The organism is Marichromatium purpuratum 984 (assembly GCF_000224005.2).
GTDB classification, from domain to species: Bacteria; Pseudomonadota; Gammaproteobacteria; order Chromatiales; family Chromatiaceae; genus Marichromatium; species Marichromatium purpuratum.
Genome location: NZ_CP007031.1, coordinates 459,729 through 476,552 on the forward strand (window position 1 = coordinate 459,729; position 16,824 = coordinate 476,552).

The 16,824-nt window shown below is 65.3% G+C and carries 12 protein-coding genes; 4 read left to right on the forward strand and 8 right to left on the reverse strand.

Annotation, left to right across the window (positions count from 1 at the left end; all coding sequences use genetic code 11):
- The first annotated feature begins 2 nt into the window (after positions 1 to 2).
- Positions 3 to 1,376, forward strand: a complete 1,374-nt coding sequence (gene radA / locus MARPU_RS02130) for a DNA repair protein RadA (protein ID WP_005222412.1) — start codon at positions 3 to 5, stop codon at positions 1,374 to 1,376.
- Here radA and MARPU_RS02135 read toward each other — a convergent pair whose 3' ends face one another.
- The gene (locus MARPU_RS02135; protein WP_005222413.1) at positions 1,377 to 2,597 is read right to left on the reverse strand and encodes a hypothetical protein; all 1,221 of its coding nucleotides are present in this window, start codon (positions 2,595 to 2,597) and stop codon (positions 1,377 to 1,379) included.
- A gap of 134 nt (positions 2,598 to 2,731) precedes the next feature.
- On the opposite strand from MARPU_RS02135, the gene MARPU_RS02140 reads away from it, so the two are divergent.
- Complete coding sequence (locus MARPU_RS02140) at positions 2,732 to 3,283, forward strand: gamma carbonic anhydrase family protein (RefSeq protein ID WP_005222415.1); 552 nt, start codon at positions 2,732 to 2,734, stop codon at positions 3,281 to 3,283.
- Complete coding sequence (locus MARPU_RS02145) at positions 3,280 to 5,433, forward strand: methyltransferase domain-containing protein (protein WP_005222417.1); 2,154 nt, start codon at positions 3,280 to 3,282, stop codon at positions 5,431 to 5,433. Before MARPU_RS02140 ends, MARPU_RS02145 begins: the two co-directional genes overlap by 4 nt.
- Before the next feature lie 12 nt (positions 5,434 to 5,445).
- Here the strand turns inward: MARPU_RS02145 and MARPU_RS02150 are convergent, their stop codons facing one another.
- The 7 genes from MARPU_RS02150 to MARPU_RS02180 form a co-directional block, all read right to left on the reverse strand.
- A complete protein-coding gene (locus MARPU_RS02150; protein WP_005222419.1) occupies positions 5,446 to 8,214 on the reverse strand; it encodes a sensor domain-containing protein in 2,769 nt (922 codons plus the stop codon).
- Positions 8,215 to 8,324: 110 nt separating this feature from the next.
- Positions 8,325 to 8,735, reverse strand: a complete 411-nt coding sequence (locus tag MARPU_RS02155) for a type IV pilin protein (RefSeq protein WP_005222422.1) — start codon at positions 8,733 to 8,735, stop codon at positions 8,325 to 8,327.
- Between the two features lie 4 nt (positions 8,736 to 8,739).
- Positions 8,740 to 12,930: a pilus assembly protein gene (locus tag MARPU_RS02160; protein WP_005222424.1), complete on the reverse strand. Its 4,191-nt coding sequence runs from the start codon at positions 12,928 to 12,930 to the stop codon at positions 8,740 to 8,742.
- 18 nt (positions 12,931 to 12,948) lie between these two features.
- Positions 12,949 to 13,533, reverse strand: coding sequence for a pilus assembly PilX family protein (locus MARPU_RS02165; RefSeq protein WP_005222426.1), 585 nt, complete (start codon positions 13,531 to 13,533; stop codon positions 12,949 to 12,951).
- Positions 13,530 to 14,531 (reverse strand): prepilin-type N-terminal cleavage/methylation domain-containing protein, encoded by a 1,002-nt coding sequence (locus MARPU_RS02170; protein ID WP_198015487.1) that lies wholly within the window; start codon positions 14,529 to 14,531, stop codon positions 13,530 to 13,532. Before MARPU_RS02170 ends, MARPU_RS02165 begins: the two co-directional genes overlap by 4 nt.
- Positions 14,528 to 14,977: a type IV pilus modification protein PilV gene (gene pilV, locus MARPU_RS02175; protein ID WP_005222431.1), complete on the reverse strand. Its 450-nt coding sequence runs from the start codon at positions 14,975 to 14,977 to the stop codon at positions 14,528 to 14,530. The genes MARPU_RS02170 and pilV overlap by 4 nt, the downstream gene beginning before the upstream one ends.
- An 11-nt stretch (positions 14,978 to 14,988) precedes the next feature.
- On the reverse strand, positions 14,989 to 15,558 hold the full coding sequence (locus MARPU_RS02180; protein WP_025275068.1) for a GspH/FimT family pseudopilin: 570 nt from the start codon (positions 15,556 to 15,558) through the stop codon (positions 14,989 to 14,991).
- 203 nt (positions 15,559 to 15,761) lie between these two features.
- Here MARPU_RS02180 and MARPU_RS02185 point away from each other — a divergent pair, with 203 nt between their 5' ends.
- Positions 15,762 to 16,778, forward strand: a complete 1,017-nt coding sequence (locus MARPU_RS02185) for a class 1 fructose-bisphosphatase (RefSeq protein WP_005222434.1) — start codon at positions 15,762 to 15,764, stop codon at positions 16,776 to 16,778.
- Positions 16,779 to 16,824: the final 46 nt, after the last annotated feature.

Consider the following 16,824-nt stretch of genomic DNA (forward strand, 5'->3'; position numbering starts at 1 on the left):
CGATGGCGACCCCCCCGAAGAAGCCCAAGACCAGCTATGTGTGCAGCGAGTGCGGCGCGAGCCAGCCCAAGTGGGCCGGCCAGTGTCCGGACTGCGGCGCCTGGAACAGTCTCAACGAGCAGCTCGCGCCGGCGCGTCCGGCGGCGGCGCGTGGCGGCGGCTATGCCGGGCTCGCCGGCGGGGCGGTGATCGAGACCCTGGCCGAGGTCGCCCCGGAGGAGCGCGCCCGCACCGCCTGCGGTATCGGTGAGCTTGACCGGGTGCTCGGCGGTGGGCTGGTCGGCGGCTCGGTGATCCTGCTCGGCGGCGATCCCGGTATCGGCAAGTCGACCCTGCTGCTGCAGGCCTGCGCGGCGCTCGCCAGTAGCCGTCGGGTGCTCTATGTCAGCGGCGAGGAGTCGCCGCAGCAGATCAGTCTGCGCGCGCGTCGGCTCGGACTCGACGGCGAGGACATCCGTCTGCTGCCCGAGACCTGTGTCGAGCGCATCCTCTATCACGCCGCCGCCGAGCAGCCGCGGGTGATGGTGGTCGACTCGATCCAGACCCTGTTCACCGAGCAGCTGCAGTCGGCGCCGGGCTCGGTGTCGCAGGTGCGCGAGTCGGCCGCGCAGCTGGTGCGCTTCGCCAAGCAGCGCGACACCGTGGTCTTCCTCGTCGGTCATGTCACCAAGGAGGGCGCGCTCGCCGGTCCCCGGGTGCTCGAGCACATGGTCGACACCGTGCTCTATTTCGAGGGCGAGTCGGGCGGCGCCTTCCGTCTGGTGCGCTCGATCAAGAACCGCTTCGGCGCGGTCAACGAACTCGGCGTCTTCCTGATGGGCGACCAGGGGCTGCGCGAGGTCAAGAACCCCTCGGCGATCTTCCTCTCGCGTCACGACGAGCCGACCCCCGGCAGTCTGGTGATGGTCACCCGCGAGGGCACTCGGCCGCTGTTGGTCGAGGTCCAGGCGCTGGTCGACGAGAGTTCGCTGGCCAACCCGCGTCGGGTGGCGCTGGGACTCGATCAGAACCGCCTGTCGATGCTGCTGGCGGTGCTGCACCGTCACGGCGGCATCGGCATGTTCAACCAGGACGTCTTCGTCAACGTCGTCGGTGGGGTGCGGATCGGCGAGACCGCTGCCGACCTGCCGGTGCTGATGGCGGTGCTGTCGAGCTATCGCGACCGTCCGCTGCCGCTGGAATTGGCGGTGTTCGGCGAGGTCGGGCTCTCGGGCGAGGTGCGTCCGGTGCCCAATGGCCCGGACCGGCTGCGCGAGGCGGTCAAGCATGGTCTGCGCCGGGTCATCGCCCCGGCTGGCAACGTCCCCAAGGGCGGTGTCGAGGGCCTGGAGATCGTCGCCGTGCGCACCCTCAGCGAGGCGCTCGACGCGCTCTGATCAGGGCGCGTCGCGATGGAGCGGTCGGGCGTCGATGCGGCGCTCGATGTGCTCGGCGATGCGGCGGTAGCGCGGGTCCTCGGTGTCGCCGAAACGGGTGGCGAACTCGGTCTTGTTCATCCCCTCCGGCAGCCCCGCGATGCGCGGCATGAAGTCGTCCTCGATCAGCCCGGCGCGGGCCCGCTCGCGCACCCAGCGCGCCTGCTCCGGGGTGGCGGTGGCAAGGATGGCGAGGCGGATGCCGGCGCGGTTGGCGGCGAGGTCGGCGAAGCTGAAACCACTGCCGCCGTCGCTGTCGCTGTGCTCCTTGTACCAACCGACCAGGGTCGAGAACAGGTCGCCGCCCTCGAGCGCGAGCGCCGCCGAGGCGGTGAAGTGCTGGGCGAGGTCCTCGCGCTTGCGCAGGGTCACGGTGCGCTGTGGCAGCCGCTCGGCCTCGGGATCGTGCAACTGCTGGCCGTTGACATAGAGCGCGAGCAGCAGCAGTGCGGCGCGGTTGTCGGCGAGCGGGGCCTCGCTCGGTGCGCCGAGCAGCACGCCGAGCAGGGTGGCGAGATCGGGCGCCGAGCGATCCTCGGCGAGATGCCGGCCGAGCCGACGCTGCGCGGCGAGCATGGCGGGGCGGTCGGCGTCGGCGATCAGGCCGCTGGCCAGGCGCTCCAGCCCGTCGGCCTGCCAGGTGTAGATCACACTGATCCGCTCCGGGCCGAGCCGAGTGCGCTCTACCAACCGGCTCTGACCGAGCGCATCGAGCAGTCGCTCGGCCAGGCCCTGCACCAGTCCGGCGGGCAGCGGCAGCCCGGCGACCCGGGCGCTGGCGACCGCGGGCAGTGCCCCGTCGGCCTCGACCAGACCGAGTTCGAGGTTGAGATAGCGTCCTGGCCCCACCCAGGGCAGCGCGATCGAGCCCTGCAGGTCGAGCCGTCCGGGGACGAGTCGTACCGCGGCACGTCCCTCGGCGCCGCCCCGGGCGATCAGATGGTTGGCTACCCGCTCGGCCTCGGTGGCGCTGAGCGCGACCATGGTCGGCATCCCGGCGAGGCGGTCGCGCGGGCGGTTGTGACGCAGCCAGTCCTCGGCCCAGGCATGGTCAGCGGCGCTGAGCGGCGCGCGCTCCGGGACCACCGCCTGGCCGTCGAGCGCGACCCTGAGCGCGAGCCCGGCGAGACCGAGCAGGATCAGCAGGCTGAGCCAGCCGAGTCCCTTGATGATGAGATGCATGATGCGGACTCCTGTGCGGCGCATGGCGGGCAGGGTAGCGGCTGTGCTGCGCGCGGCCAAGCCCGCGGCTTGCGGGGTGCGTCCGGCGCGGTCATGCTGGGATGATCCGTGTCAGACCGAGTGAGGTGATGGTGATGTGTCCGATCCGTGCGTTCGAGGGGCGTCGTGCGGAGATCGACCCAGACGCCTGGGTCGACCCGAGCGCGGTGCTGATCGGCGCGGTGCGACTCGCCGCCGCGGCCTCGGTGTGGCCGGGGTGCGTGGTGCGCGGTGATGTCGAGCGCATCGAGATCGGTGCCGCCAGCAACGTCCAGGACGGCTGCGTGCTGCACGTCTCGCACGACGGCCCCTTCCGCCCGGGCGGCGCCCCGCTGCTGATCGGTGAGCGGGTCACCGTCGGTCATCAGGCGCTGCTCCACGGTTGCGAGATCCGCGAGCGCTGTCTGATCGGCAGCGGCGCCCGCGTGCTCGACGGCGCCCTGATCCATCCCTACACCCTGCTCGGCGCCGGCGCCCTGGTCACCCCGGGGCAGGAACTCGCCGGCGGTCAGCTGTGGCTGGGCGCGCCGGCGCGCCCGGTGCGTCTGCTGAGCGAGCGCGAGCGGGCGCAGATCGACTACTCGGCCGAACACTATGTTGCGCTCGCTGCGCGCCATCGTGCCGCCTTGGCGGAGGTCGACGGATGAGCCGGCGAGCACGACGTCCGGTGGCCGCGTCGCACGATGCGAGCACGCAGGCAGCCCTGGTCGATGCCTTCCGCGGTGGCGATCTGTCACGTGCCGAGACCCTGGCTCGACGTCTCACCGCGACCCGTCCGGGCGCGGCCTTCGGCTGGAAGGCGCTCGGCTCGGTGTTGCTCGCCGAGGGTCGTCCACGCGCGGCGTTGGATGCGCTGGAGCGGGCGCTGGCGCTGGCCGGGGACGACCCCGAGTGTCGCAATACCCTGGGCCGTGCGTTGCTCGACCTGGGCGAGCCCGCGCGTGCCCTCGAGGTGCTCGAGCGCGCCCGGGTGCTGCGCCCGGCAGACCCCATGGTGCTCGGCAACCTCGGCGCCGCGCTGCAGGCGCTGGGCCGGAGCGAGGCGGCGCTCGTGCCGCTGGCCCGCGCCGTGGCGCTGGCGCCGGACTCGGCCGCGGCGCTCAACAACCAGGCCGGTGCCTTGCTCGTGCTCGATCGCGCCGCTGCCGCGCGCCCCTTGCTGGAACGGGCGCTGGCGCTCGATCCCGGGCTGGTGCAGGCGCGTGCCAACTGGGTGCGCAGTGTCGAGATGCTGCGCCCCGACGCGCCGTCCCCGGCGTTGCGCGGCCTGTTGGTACGGGCGCTGGATGAGTGTTGGTGCATGCCGCAGCGGCTGCTCGTGCCCAGCTGCGCGCTGCTGCACGCCGAGCCGAGCATCGCCGCGCTGATCGCCCGCGCCGCCGTCCACTGGCCGGGGTCGCCGACCTTGGCGGTGCTCGGCGGTGCCTCGGTGGTCGCGGCCCTGCTCGACGACGCGTTGCTGATGGCGTTGCTGCCACGGGTGATCCTCGGCGATGTCGGGCTCGAGCGGTTGCTGACCCTGTTGCGCCGGGCGTTGCTCGTCGAGGTCGAACGGGCGCGACTCGACGCCGCCGGGCTGGCGCTGCTGGTGGTGATCGCGCAGCAGTGCGAGCTTGCCGAGTTCGTCCATGACCAGACCGACGAGGAGACCGCGCGGGTCGCTGCGCTGCGCGCTGAGCTGGCCGAGGCGCTGCGCTGGCGCGCGCCGATCGCCGCTGAGCGGGTGGCGGCGGTGGCCGCCTATCTGCCGCTCGGCTCCATCCCCTTCGCCGAGCGCCTGCTCGAGCGGGACTGGCCGGAGGGGCTGCAGCCCCTGCTCGAGCGTCAGCTCGTCGAGCCTCTGGCCGAGCGGCGTCAGCTCCAACACATCGAGCGCTGGGCGCTGACCGAGGATGTGGTGAGCCGGCGGGTGCGCGCGCAGTACGAGCGCAATCCCTATCCGCGCTGGCGGGTGAGCGAGCCGGTGCTGACGCCGGCGCCCGACCTGCCGGCGCTGCTGCGCCAGCGTCTGCCCGGCGTCGAGCTGGAGGGCGTGGTCTGCCCCGAGACGCCCGAGGTGCTGGTCGCCGGCTGCGGCACCGGCGAGCACGCGATCGCCACGGCGCGCCGGCTGCGTGGGGCGCGGGTGCTGGCGATCGACCTGTCGCTACGCAGTCTCTGCCATGCCCGCGCGCGCAGCGAGGCCCTCGGGGTCGCGGTGCGCTATGCCCAGGCCGATCTGCTGGCGCTCGCCGCGCTCGACGAGCGCTTCGACCTGATCGAGTCGGTGGGGGTGTTGCACCATCTCGACGATCCGCTCGCCGGTGTGCGGGTGCTCGTCGGGCGTCTGCGGCCCGGCGGGGTGATGCTGCTCGGGCTCTACAGCGAGCGGGCACGCGCAGCCGTGTATCGTGCGCGGGCGCTGGTGGATGCCGCCGGGATCGGTGACGACCCGGCGCGGATCCGTCGCGCCCGTCAGCGACTGATCGAGGCCGCCGACGAGGAGCGGGTGCTGCGTCCGCTGCTCGATTCGCCCGATTTCCACTCGATGAGCGGTTGTCGCGATCTGCTGTTCCACGTCCAGGAACACTGCTTCACGCCGTCTGGGCTTGCCGATCTGTTCAGTGATGCCGGACTGGAGCTGCTCGGCGTCGAGCTCGATCCGACCCGGCGCGCAGCCTATCGCGCGCGTTTCCCGGAGGATCCGACGGTGGCCGATCTGGCGCGGCTCGATACCTTTGAGCGCGATCATCCGCTGACCTTTGCGGGGATGTATCACTGCTGGGTCCGGCCGCGCGCCGGGACGCGGCCGGACTAGACGGAGGGGCGATCAGCTACCGCGCAGCTTGGGTGGACGGGGCTCGGGCTTTTGACTGATACGGTGCTCGAGCTGCTCGGGCGGAAGCGGCGGGGCGTAGAGTTCGCCCTGGGCGTGCGGACAGCCGATGGTGAGCAGCAGTTCGCGCTGACCCTCGGTACGTACGCCATCGGCGAGCAGGCCGATCTCGAACGACTGGGCGAGGGCGACGATGGCGTGTACCACGTCGAGATCCTCCTGGGCCTCGGGCAGGTTCTCGATGAAGCCGCGATGGATGCTCAGGGTGCCCACCGACAGCCGGCGCAACAGCGAGGGGGCGAGCCAGCCGGCGCCGACGTCACGCAGCGTCAGGTGGACGCCGAGCTGGTGCAGGGCGGCGAACAGCTCGACGATCTGATCGCTGTGCTTGAGCAGCAGCCCCTCGGTGAACTCCAGCTCGAGCTGATCGCCGGCGAGTCCGTGGGTGTCGAGCGCGCGTGCGATGGTGCTGGCCAGATCGAGTCGCAGCAGCAGCGGCTCGGAGACGTTCAGCGCCAGTCGTCCGACCGGCAGCCCCCGGCTGCGCCAGCGCTGGAACTGCTCGCAGGCGCGGTTCAGCGTCCAGTGCCCGAGTTCGACGAGGAAGCCGCCGTCATCGGTCAGTGGCAGGAAGCGCTCGGGCGCGACCAAGCCGAGTTGCGGCTGGTTCCAGCGCGCCATCGCCTCGATGCCGCACCATCGACCCGACTCGACGTCGACGCGCGGTTGGTAATGGAGCTGGAAATCACCGCGCTCGAGCCCCTCGCGCAGCTGGCCGATGAGCCGCTGGCGCTCCTCGGCGGCGGCGTCGGTGTGGATCGCCAGGCAGCGATAGGCGTTGCGTCCGCCCTGCTTGACCGCGCGCAGCGCCGATTCGGCCTTGGCGAGCAGCAGGTCGCGGTCGCGGCCGGTGCTGGGATCGAAGGCGATGCCGATGCTGGCGGTGACGAAGACCTCGTGTTCGCGGATGTGAAAGGGCGCGGCGAGGCAGTTCTGCAGTCGCTGGGCGATCGATTCGGCCTCACCGATCCCGGGGATCTCCTCGAAGATCAGGCCGAACTGATTGGCGCTGAGTCGGGCGAGGGTGTCGGCCGGGCGGATCTCGCTGCGCAGGCGCAGCGCCACCGAGCGCAGCAGTTCGTCGCCGATTTGCGGGCCGAGATGGGTGTTGATGTTGGCGAAGCGGTCGAGATCGATGAGGAAGAGGGCGAGCGGGATCTGCTTGCGCTGGCGCAGCTCGATGGCGTGCTCCAGCCGGGAGTTGAACAGCAGCCGGTTGGGCAGCTTGGTGAGCTGATCGTAGTGGGCCAGGTACTCGGCGCGGCGCGGGGTGTTGAGGGTGGCGCTGTGCTCGGCGAAGACGCCGACATAGTTGAGCAGGTTGCCACGGGCGTCGACGATGCGGTGGATGGCCAGGCGCTGGAGATAGATCTCGCCGTCCTTGCGGCGGTTCCAGACCTCGCCGATCCAGGAGCCGTGCTTGAGCAGGTGACGCCACATGCCGACGAAGAAGCTGCGCGGGTGCCAGTGCGAGTTGAGCAGGCTGGGATTGCGACCGAGGACTTCGGCCTCGGTATAGCCGGTGATGCGGCTGAAGGCGGCGTTGACGGCGATGATGCCGCCCTCGGGGTCGGTGATCAGCACGCCCTCGGAGGTCGCGGCATAGACTGCGGCCGACTGCAGCAGACGGCGCTCGGCCTCGCGCACCAGGGTGACATCGCGGACATTGATCACCGCGCCGGCAAGCTGGTCGTCGTCGCCGTGGTGTGGACTGACCCGTATCTCGAGGTCGCGTGGTTCGCCGTCGGGGCCGGGGCGACGCAGATCCTCAGCATGCTCCTTGGCGTGCGCGAGACAGTGCTCCAGTGCCTGCTGCAGCGCGGCGCCGAGTGTCTGGTCGGAGATCACCCGGCCAAGTGGCTGATCGATGACCGCGTCGTAGTCACGATCGAGCGCGTTGAGGAAGGCGCGGTTGACGGCGCGGATGTGGTGCTCGGGATCGACGAAGGCGAGCCGCTCGGATGAGGCGGCGAGGATCTCGCTGTAGTGCGAGAGCGCCTGCTCGGCGCGGTAGCGCTCGGTGATGTCCATGACCACGCCGCAGATACGGGCGTCGCTCTCGGTGGCGCGCGGGTCGATATGGCCGGTGCCCTCGACCCAGCACTCGCTGCCATCGGGGCGCTGCAGCCTGAAGCGCACCTGGATCGGTGCGTGGGATTCTCCCGCCTGCTCGAGGGCCTGCTCGACGCGCGGACGGTCGTCGGGGTGGATGAGCCCGAGCGCGTCCTCGAGCATCAGCATCTCGGTCGGGGGCAGCCCCCAGATGTCGTACCAGGTGCGGGTGACGCGGACCTGACCGGTCGCCACCTCGAGCTGCCAGTTGGCGACCCGGGCGAAGGCCTGGGCTTCTTCGGTATGGGCTGGATACTGGTTTGCGAGTTCGCTCCGGGCGGTATCCATGACCATGACCAGCCATTGCGTCTCCTGGTTCTGGTAAGGCGATACCGCCAACTGTGCCCTCAGCTGCCCGTTCTTGGTCGCCAGCAGGATATTCAGTCGCCGCGGCGATGCCTCGTGAGTGGCGATGTCGAACTGTGCGAGTAGCGCGGGGGAGGCATATGCGAGCAGATCGCTGAAGCATGTGCCGCGCAGTTCGGTGCCGGGCTTGCCGATCAGTTCGAGAAGCGGGCGATTGACTTCGGTGATGCGCAGTCCTTGGTCAAGGAGGAGCGCTCCTTGCGGGATGGCTGAGAGCAGAGACATAAAGGGTTCGGGAAAGGTTTTTTTTCGGTTTCAGGGAGGTGTGTCGTTCCTGAATCGATCGGGGAGTTTGGCCGGTTCATATGATTTGGATATCCGTTTTCCGGTCTGGGTTACCAGCAGCCACTGACGCCGCCACTGCCGGATGCCCCTTTCTTCCCTGACTGGTCCAGGCTCAATGTCGCGCACTTGGTGTCATGTGTGCTTTGTGCGCCGATGGGGAGTGCTTCTATGGTGTAGGTGCTGCGGCCGAGATCCTTGACGGTGATGGTGTATCTGGCATCGATACCGTCATCGCTGCTGCAGGACAGGTTCGGGGCGGCGCCCGCGTACGACATGTTTTCGGTGTAATAACGCTCCATGAACTGGGCGTATTCACCGATACAGGATTTGGCACGCCCACGATAGGTCTTGGTGACCTGGTCGATATAGGAGGGGTAGGCGATCGCTGCCAGTATGCCGATGATGGCAACGGTGATCATCAGCTCGATCAGCGAGAAACCAGCGCTGTGCTTCTTTCCCATGAGCTTAGTACTCCAGGATCTCTCGCCAGGAGGCGCGGTTGATCGAACTCTCCGGTGCACGGATCTGGATCGTCTCGGTATCGCTGTTGTCGAGAACGACCTGCATGAAGTTGGCGACGAAGGTCGGTTGGTTGGGGACGTGCGAGAATCCGATCCCGGATACCGGGGTCGGTTCGCCGCCGACGTCGAGCGTGTCACTCTGGTCGAATTCCCCGTCTCGGTCAATGTCGAAGATCCCCTCGCTGAGTCTGGCGCCGGTGAAGGGGTCGATCGCCATGACGAAGCCGTTACCCGTGGGTTGGCAACTGTCACTCGAGTCGGGTATGCGGGTGGTGCTGAACAGGACTGCGCCCTGGAATTGGTTGGGCAGGGTCATGCGCTCGCCCTCGCGACCATTGACCGGTGAGACGAGGTCGATGTACCAGCCGCTCTTGTCCTTCAGATCGTCGCTCCCTCCCTCGGAGACGACCCTGACGGCCAGCTCGTCGACCAGCCCTTCGGCCAGGATCTGGCGAGCAACGAGGTTGGAGCGGCTGGAGATGGTCTGACCTTCGTCGACCAGGCCGTACCAGGTTTGCACTTGTGTGTCGGCGATATCGGTCTCGTTGAGATAACGACCGGTGCCGAAGAAGACCCAGCGTAGATCGCTGTCGGGATCGACGCCGACCAAGGGTGAGGCGGTGATGGGCTGAGCGATGTTCGAGGCATCTGTCGCAGTGAACAGTAATCTGCTCTGTGGGGTGTTGCTGGAAAGGTTCTCGAACCTCCACAGGTTGCCCTTCAGGTCGCCGGCATAGGCAGTGTCGGTGAAGCCGTCACCGTTCGAGTCCCATGCATAGATCGCCGACAAGGCGTTGTCGGTTACCGCCGTCGGCTCCACGCTCACCGCGTTGCCGTCGGCCACGTTGATCACCAACAGCTGGGCTGTGCCGCTCTGGTTGTCCGGGCCGTTGCCGAGCAGGACGCGCCAGTCGCCGTCGTCGACCTGAGCGACGATCGGCTTGCCGATGTTGCGGCCGAGTCCGGGGATGTCTTGTTCGTCCCTTTCCCAGAGCAGCGAAATGTTGGTCGGATCGGTGACATCCAGTGCGAATACCCCGGGGCCGCCTCGCCCCAAGGTCCCGATCAGCACGCTCCTCCAGGCCCCCGAGGTATAGACGTCTGCCACCGTCAGCTCACCATCGACGAAGTAGCGATGGGCATAGTCGGGATTGGCCAGGGACACGAGGCCTTTCGAGAAGACAGCGTTGGGGATGAATGCGTAGACCTCTTCTCCGGTGGCGGCATCGAATGCATGCAGCATGCCGTCGTTTGCGCCGACGTAGAGTGTTGCTGAACGACTCTGCTGGTTGCGACTGAAATTGGCATAGCTGCTGGCGCCGAGGAAGGTTGCGCCGACATAAAAGGACGGGTCGGGTGAGGACACATGGACAGGTGCTGAGTTGACGATGTCGCCGAGCAGGTGCTGGCGACTCCTCAGGGTTCCGCTCGGCGTTTCGTTCGAGGTGTCTCCACGGAGATAGTCGACGATCGAACTCGATTGCAGGAGAGCTTGCTGAGAGCTGCTGAGATTATCCCAGGTGAAAGGTTCGGCGGTTTGCGAGTCCGGGCGGTTGAAGAAGATCTTGCGGGCATCCCAGGCAGGAAGAGCGTCGTTTGCGCTCCACTCCGGTGTTTCGCTGAGGACTCCGGTCTGGGTGTCCATGCTGAAGGCCTCGACATCTCCGTCCCAGGAACCGCTGACGAAGCTCGCTTGGTAGCTTCTGGTGTCGGTACTCAGCTCCGATGAGTTGGTCGCCAGTCCGCTCCCGGTTCCCACGGTCTCCTCGACGATGTTGCTGAATGCCTGGGTCAGGCTTTCGATCATCTTGTCAGCTTCGCTGGCGACATAGAAGTTGTCGGGGCGCTTGTCGCCTGTCGACAGGATGTCGCCTGTCGTGTGCCACCAGCTGTCGGGGAGTGGTTCGGTCTGCTCGTAGGTTCGGTAGTCGTCCGGTACGGAGAAGCCGCCGTACTTGGTGGCGAGCCAGTACTGATTGCGCGCGCGCGACTCCAGTCTTTGCGCCTCGCGGACATCGACCCAGTAGGTCGACACGGTTTGCTTGTCGATAAGGTCTGGACGGATATCGCGGGTATGGGCGTCATAGGCGAGTCCCACGATGTAGGCCGAGTTCTCGCGTCCGGTGAAGGGGGTATTGATGGTGATGCCTTCGAGGAGCGCGACGCGCTGGGTCGCGGTCACGACGTCGATGCTACTGTCGCCGCTGACTTCGCTTGGGACCGCCGGTTCGTCGCGGGTCCGGCTGTTGCCCGGCAGGTTCTTGTCCCTGTGGGTGTTGGCGTCGCCGATGCCGAGGATGACGCTCTTCTGGCAGTAGTGCTGGATGGGGTCCTGCCATGAGGTGATGACGGGGAAGCCATCGGCAAGCTGATATTGCTGGCTGTAAGAGCCCGAGATGTCCGAGTATCCGGAGACATTTCCCTGATGCTTGAAGTAGCGTAGCGCGGCATAGAAGAGTTCGCTGACCGGGTCGATGCTCTTGTGGTTCGTGCTGGTCATCTCGCCGAACTTGTTGAGATAGTTGATGACGCCGCTATCCTCGACACCGGCCGCGCCGAGCGTCAAGGTGATATCCGATGGGGTTGGGTTTGGGGTCAGGACGCCGGTCGCCAGGTCCCATTCGGGGTTCGGGTTCTCGATGGTGAGTCCGGAGTCATCGATCATGTTCTCTCCGATGAAGCGCATTCCGGCTCTGAGTACTCCGCCGTCCCGATATTTGTTCGAGTCGTTCAGGTATCCGAAGACCGCATAGCGAATCCTGCTCGAGTACTCCTGAAGCAATCCCTCGGGTTTGTAATGACTGCCGTATCGTACACAGTTCGCCTCGAGTGAAACGCTCGGGTCGCAGACCTTGACGCGAACATGTGCCTCGAAGGTGCTCGACTGGGAGTCAGAAGATTTCAATGGATAGGGAATGTCGCTGTCCGTGGTCGACACCGACAGGTCGTCGATATAATACGTGTGCCCACCATGGACGACGACACGATCGAAGCGGTTGTAGCTGTTGTCGGTGATCCCGCTGATACTGCCGAGCTGCTGATTCCTGTCATCAAAGACCTGGAGTGAAAGCTCGCCATCATCGTGTGAGGTGAGAACGAAGCGATACCACTCGTCTTCAGGTCTGTTCCAGCTCTGTCTGGATCCCACCGATGATGCACTGCCACTGTTGCGCTTTTCGATGCCGAATTGTGTGCTGGTGAATACGATGCCGTAGCCGTCGAAGTCAGAATCGCTGATCGACAGGCGATCGGCATTTCCTCCTCCGCTGTTCGATGGGCGATAGATCCAGCCGGTGAAGACGAAATTGCGATCGATCGTTTGGGGCATTGTCCTGTAGCCCCCATTGGGATCGTTCGAGCTCGTCTTGCGCAGGCTGCCGGGTATCGCATCGACAGAGCGCGAGCTGTCTCTTGACACCTCTCCGTTACGATACCTGTTCCACCCGGAAGAGAAATCTGAGTCTGCGAAGACCTGCTGGCTCGCTTGTGCGTTACCGATCGAACCGAAATCGTTCGGTAGAGTGAAATACATCCTGTTGCCGAGACCGTTGATGCGAATGTTTATCCAATCGGCTGCGAAGGGGGTTGCGCCAGAGACGAGCGATTCATCGCTTCCGGATTGAGGTGTTCTTCGCTCGGGATAGACATTGGTGCCGCCCTGGCCATCGTGTCTTGCCTTTTGCAGCCAGGTTTCCCCGACTGTGTCGCGGTATCTGTATCCCCCCGAAAGGGCCGCGCGGAAGGGGTCGATGGTCTGGGTTGCCGCCCAGTTCATGAAGTTTCCACTCCATTCACCATCTCCAGAGCACCTGTGATCGTTGGTGGTGGATGAAGGGTAGAAATGGCGTTCTTCCTCGGCCGACTCGATGCCTTCGTAGCGATAGCACTTGTTCGAGTCGAAGTAACCTGCGTAGGCGCGGTCCTCGGTGTACGCGCCGAGGTTGGCGAGGCTGTTGATCGTGGGCCACTCCACGGAGGGGACCAGCGCGAGGTTGCCGGGTACATTGGTTCCTACGGACAGGGGGGTCTGTGAAACCATGTCTGCGCATGCCAGCTGTGAGATCAAGAGCGTGGCCAGTGTCAGCTTGATTTTGGTGATCGACCTTCTCGGGCGGTTCTCGAGTTCAGTGTGCATGGAGCTTGCCCCGCGATGTCAGAGGTTCCTTTCAAAGATGCCCGAGAGGACGACGAGTGCACGATCCTGTACCGCGGTCGGGCTGGCGCTCCGCGCGATGACGCGATAGTAAGCGACTTCGCCGCCGCCGCCGCCGCCGCCGTACTGCATGTTGTTGGCGCTGTTGCTGGAATTGAGCGAGGTTGTACTGGGTGCCTTACCGAGATAGTGGATCTGATATTGCGGTGCACCCGTGACCATGCCGTCGTTGATCCGGTATTCGGTGTCGACGGTGATCCAGTTGGTGTCGTCGGCCTGGAAGGTTTCTGGTGGAACGGGCTGGCAGCTGTTGGTGCTGGTCGGCGAGCAGTCGACTCCACCGAGCGCGCTGATCTCCCAGTCCTCGGCGATCGCGCTCTGGGCCGCGCGCAGCGCGGCCTCGCTCATCTGCATGGCGAGCGAGCGGTCGTAGGTGTTGGCGCTCATCTTCTCCTGGACCCTTGCCTGTTTGATTCCGGAGAGGCCGATCAGGGTGGCGACCATGAGCAGGATCATGGAGATGGCGAGCGCCGCGCCGCGCTGCGAGGATGGCGTGCCCGAAATCGGCTGCTTGATCGTGTTCATTGTGCGCGATTTCTCAATGAGACCAGATAGGTTTGTCGTCCATCCGTTGTGCTTGCGATAGAGATGTTCTGTGCGGTACTGGCGAACGTCAGGGTGATCTCGACCGCGTTGACGTTGCTCCAGTCGGTTATCGTCTCGACGAATTGATTACTGCCGGACAGGCGATAGCGCAACTGCATGTCGGTGACGCCGGGGATGATCTCGGTGGCTTCTGCTTCCGGGGTTCCGGAGCTTCCGACCTCGAGCATCGCACGATAAAGACCTCGCCCGCCTTCAGTCGCTCGTTCATTGTTGCCGATATACCAGAAGGTGGCGTTGAGCCTGGAGACAGAGGCGTTCTTTGGAAACTGGTGGTTCTTGGCCGCTGCCGGCTTGCATGCGTGGGGATGGTCAAGGCCCGTGGTGCAGTTGCCGGGGGTCCCGCCCGTATCGCTGTAGCCGATGATCCCGGATGACTGGTTATAGGTGTTCGCCTGGAAGATGGTCGCGTGGTCGTTGTCGCAAACGATCAGGATCTCGCCGGCTTCGATGTCCGTGGATGCCGGATCGATGGTGATTTGGGTGCCGCTGACATCGTGTGTGGAAACGCCAAAGCCGTTGTCGCGGATCGACTGCAGCTGTAATGCATCGGTGCCATTGACGCGTCCGCCGTTGCTCGATGAGAAACCGATCGCTGATGCGGCCTCGTCACCCTTATATCCCTGGATCGGACGCCATGTTGCCCACCACTCCGGGGAGGTGTTGAGTACGCTGGAGATCCGCTCGTTGCCACAGCCGGTACTGCCCGCCTGACGGATGTCCCGGCTCAACAACTCGAAGGCCGTGCGTTGGTTCTCGATCGTCTCCGCGAGCGCCTCGATCGTTCGTTGACTCTGACGGTTGGCGATGAGCGCGCTGATCGTGCCGCCGGTGACCACCAGGCCGAGCAGCATGGCGATCATGAGTTCGACCAGGGTGAAGCCCTTGCTCGATCGGAGTGAAGTAAGCGGCTCTTTCACAGTAATAACTCGATGGTGAATTGCTGCTGATCGCTGCCGGATGTGCCGCGTGAGTCATCCCATTGCACAATGATGGTACAACTGTTGCCGGTGCACGAGACGCTGCCGGTCGCTCCATCCCCGAGGCTTTTGTCTATCCGTTCGCGCCACTTCGCCAGTGCGACTGCCGGGAAGCTGCTGCCCGTTGGGCTGTCCTGGGACAGAGTGATGTCGAAGTCGCCAGCCTTGGCGCGTTTCGGGACCGCGCGCATCGCCTCGGTGATTGAGTAGGCGTGGATGATGGCCGCGTTCCTGTGGAGCGCGCTCTGGTTGTTTTTCAAGGCACGTATCTGTAACCCAGAGATGCCGAGCAGTCCGATCGAGAGGATGACGACGGCGACGAGCACCTCGATCAGGGTTGCTCCGGATGAAGACTCTTTTTGTTTGTGTGGCAGTGTGTGCTCCATGATCCTGTGACTCAGCAGCTGCTGTTATCGGAAGCGTCGCAACTCCTTATCCTTCCGGTAAAGTTGATCTCTATCTTTCTGGCTTTTCCTTGTAGTTTTATGAGGAAGGATTCTTCAGTTGAGCCGCCGCTGCCCTGGGAAAAACCGGAGGGCAGATAGCTGATGAAGTCCTTGAAGGAGTTCCCCGTGGTGATGGTGACGGCTGGGATGTTTTGTTCGTGTACGGAGATGATCTGATCGTTGCCGTCGATCTGACCTCTCGTGCCCCGGTCGGAGAAGATGATCCAGCCGTTTTCCCAGCCGGAGTCATCGGTGGCGCAAGCGGGTGAGTTGCTCGATGTGGTGGTCGATTTGCAAACGGTGACACGTGTGCCGCGCTTGATTGCCTCGGACCGCGCGACATGGAGCGCCTCCAGGAGGTCGTTGTTGATCACTGCGATACGGTTGGTGGCAACGATCTCGCGGAAGCTGGGTATCGCGACGCTGAGGATGATGGTGAGAATGCTGACGGTCACGATCAGCTCCAGCAAGGTGACGCCTTGTTGGCGGCTGCTGTCTCGAAATGGCTGAAATACTTTCATAAGCCCTGGGCTGACCGCTGTCGGTTCGATCGTTGGCGACGGATCACGGCACTAGTCTAGTGCAAGGGCCGTGGTGCCGACCGGGCATGCTCCACAGTTGAAGCCTAAACCACAGCAAGGGTAGGGGTTCTGGGGGTACGGTGAACCCCTTATACTGACCGTCCATTCGATAACACTTATGTACGCGGAGACGAGGACGAGTCATGCATAACAACCGCACTACCATCACCCAGTACATCATCGAGGAGCAGCGTCACGTCGCCGGGGCCACGGGCGATTTCAGCGGGCTGCTCAACGACGTGGTCACCGCCTGCAAGGTGATCAGCAACATGGTCAACCACGGCGCCCTGGTCGGGGTGCTGGGCAGCGCCGGGCAGGAGAACGTGCAGGGCGAGACGCAGAAGAAGCTCGACGTGCTCTCCAACGACGTCTTCCTCAAGTCGAACGAGTGGGCCGGACATCTCGCGGCGATGGCCTCGGAGGAGATGGAGGCGATCTACCCGATCCCGGCGCGCTATCCGCGTGGCAAGTACCTGCTGACCTTCGACCCGCTCGACGGCTCCTCGAACATCGACGTCAACGTCTCGGTCGGCACCATCTTCTCGATCCTGCGCCGTCCGGATGATGCCGCCGAACCGACCGAGCAGGACTTCCTCCAGCCCGGCACCGAGCAGGTCGCCGCTGGTTACGCGCTCTACGGTCCGTCGACGATGATGGTGCTGACCACTGGCAACGGCGTCAACGGCTTCACCCTCGACCAGAACATCGGCGAGTTCATCCTCACCCACCCGGGAATGACGATCCCCGCCGAGACCCGCGAGTTCGCCATCAACGCCTCCAACATGCGCTTCTGGGAGCCGCCGGTGCGGCGCTATGTCGACGAGTGCCTGGCCGGGCGCGAGGGCGAGCGCGGCGAGGACTTCAACATGCGCTGGATCGCCTCGATGGTCGCCGAGGTGCACCGCATCCTCACCCGTGGCGGGGTGTTCATGTACCCGATGGACGAGAAGATCCGCGCCAAGGGGCAGGGCGGCAAGCTGCGTCTGCTCTACGAGGCCAACCCGATGTCGTTCATCGTCGAGCAGGCCGGCGGCGCGGCGATCACCGGGCGCGAGCGGATCATGTCGCTACAGCCCGAGGCGCTGCACCAGCGCGTGCCGGTGATCCTCGGCTCGCGCAACGAGATCGAGCGCATCCAGGGCTACCATCGCGAGAGCTGATCGCTGATCGCTGATCGCTGACGACGGCCCTCGCCCGACCGGGCGG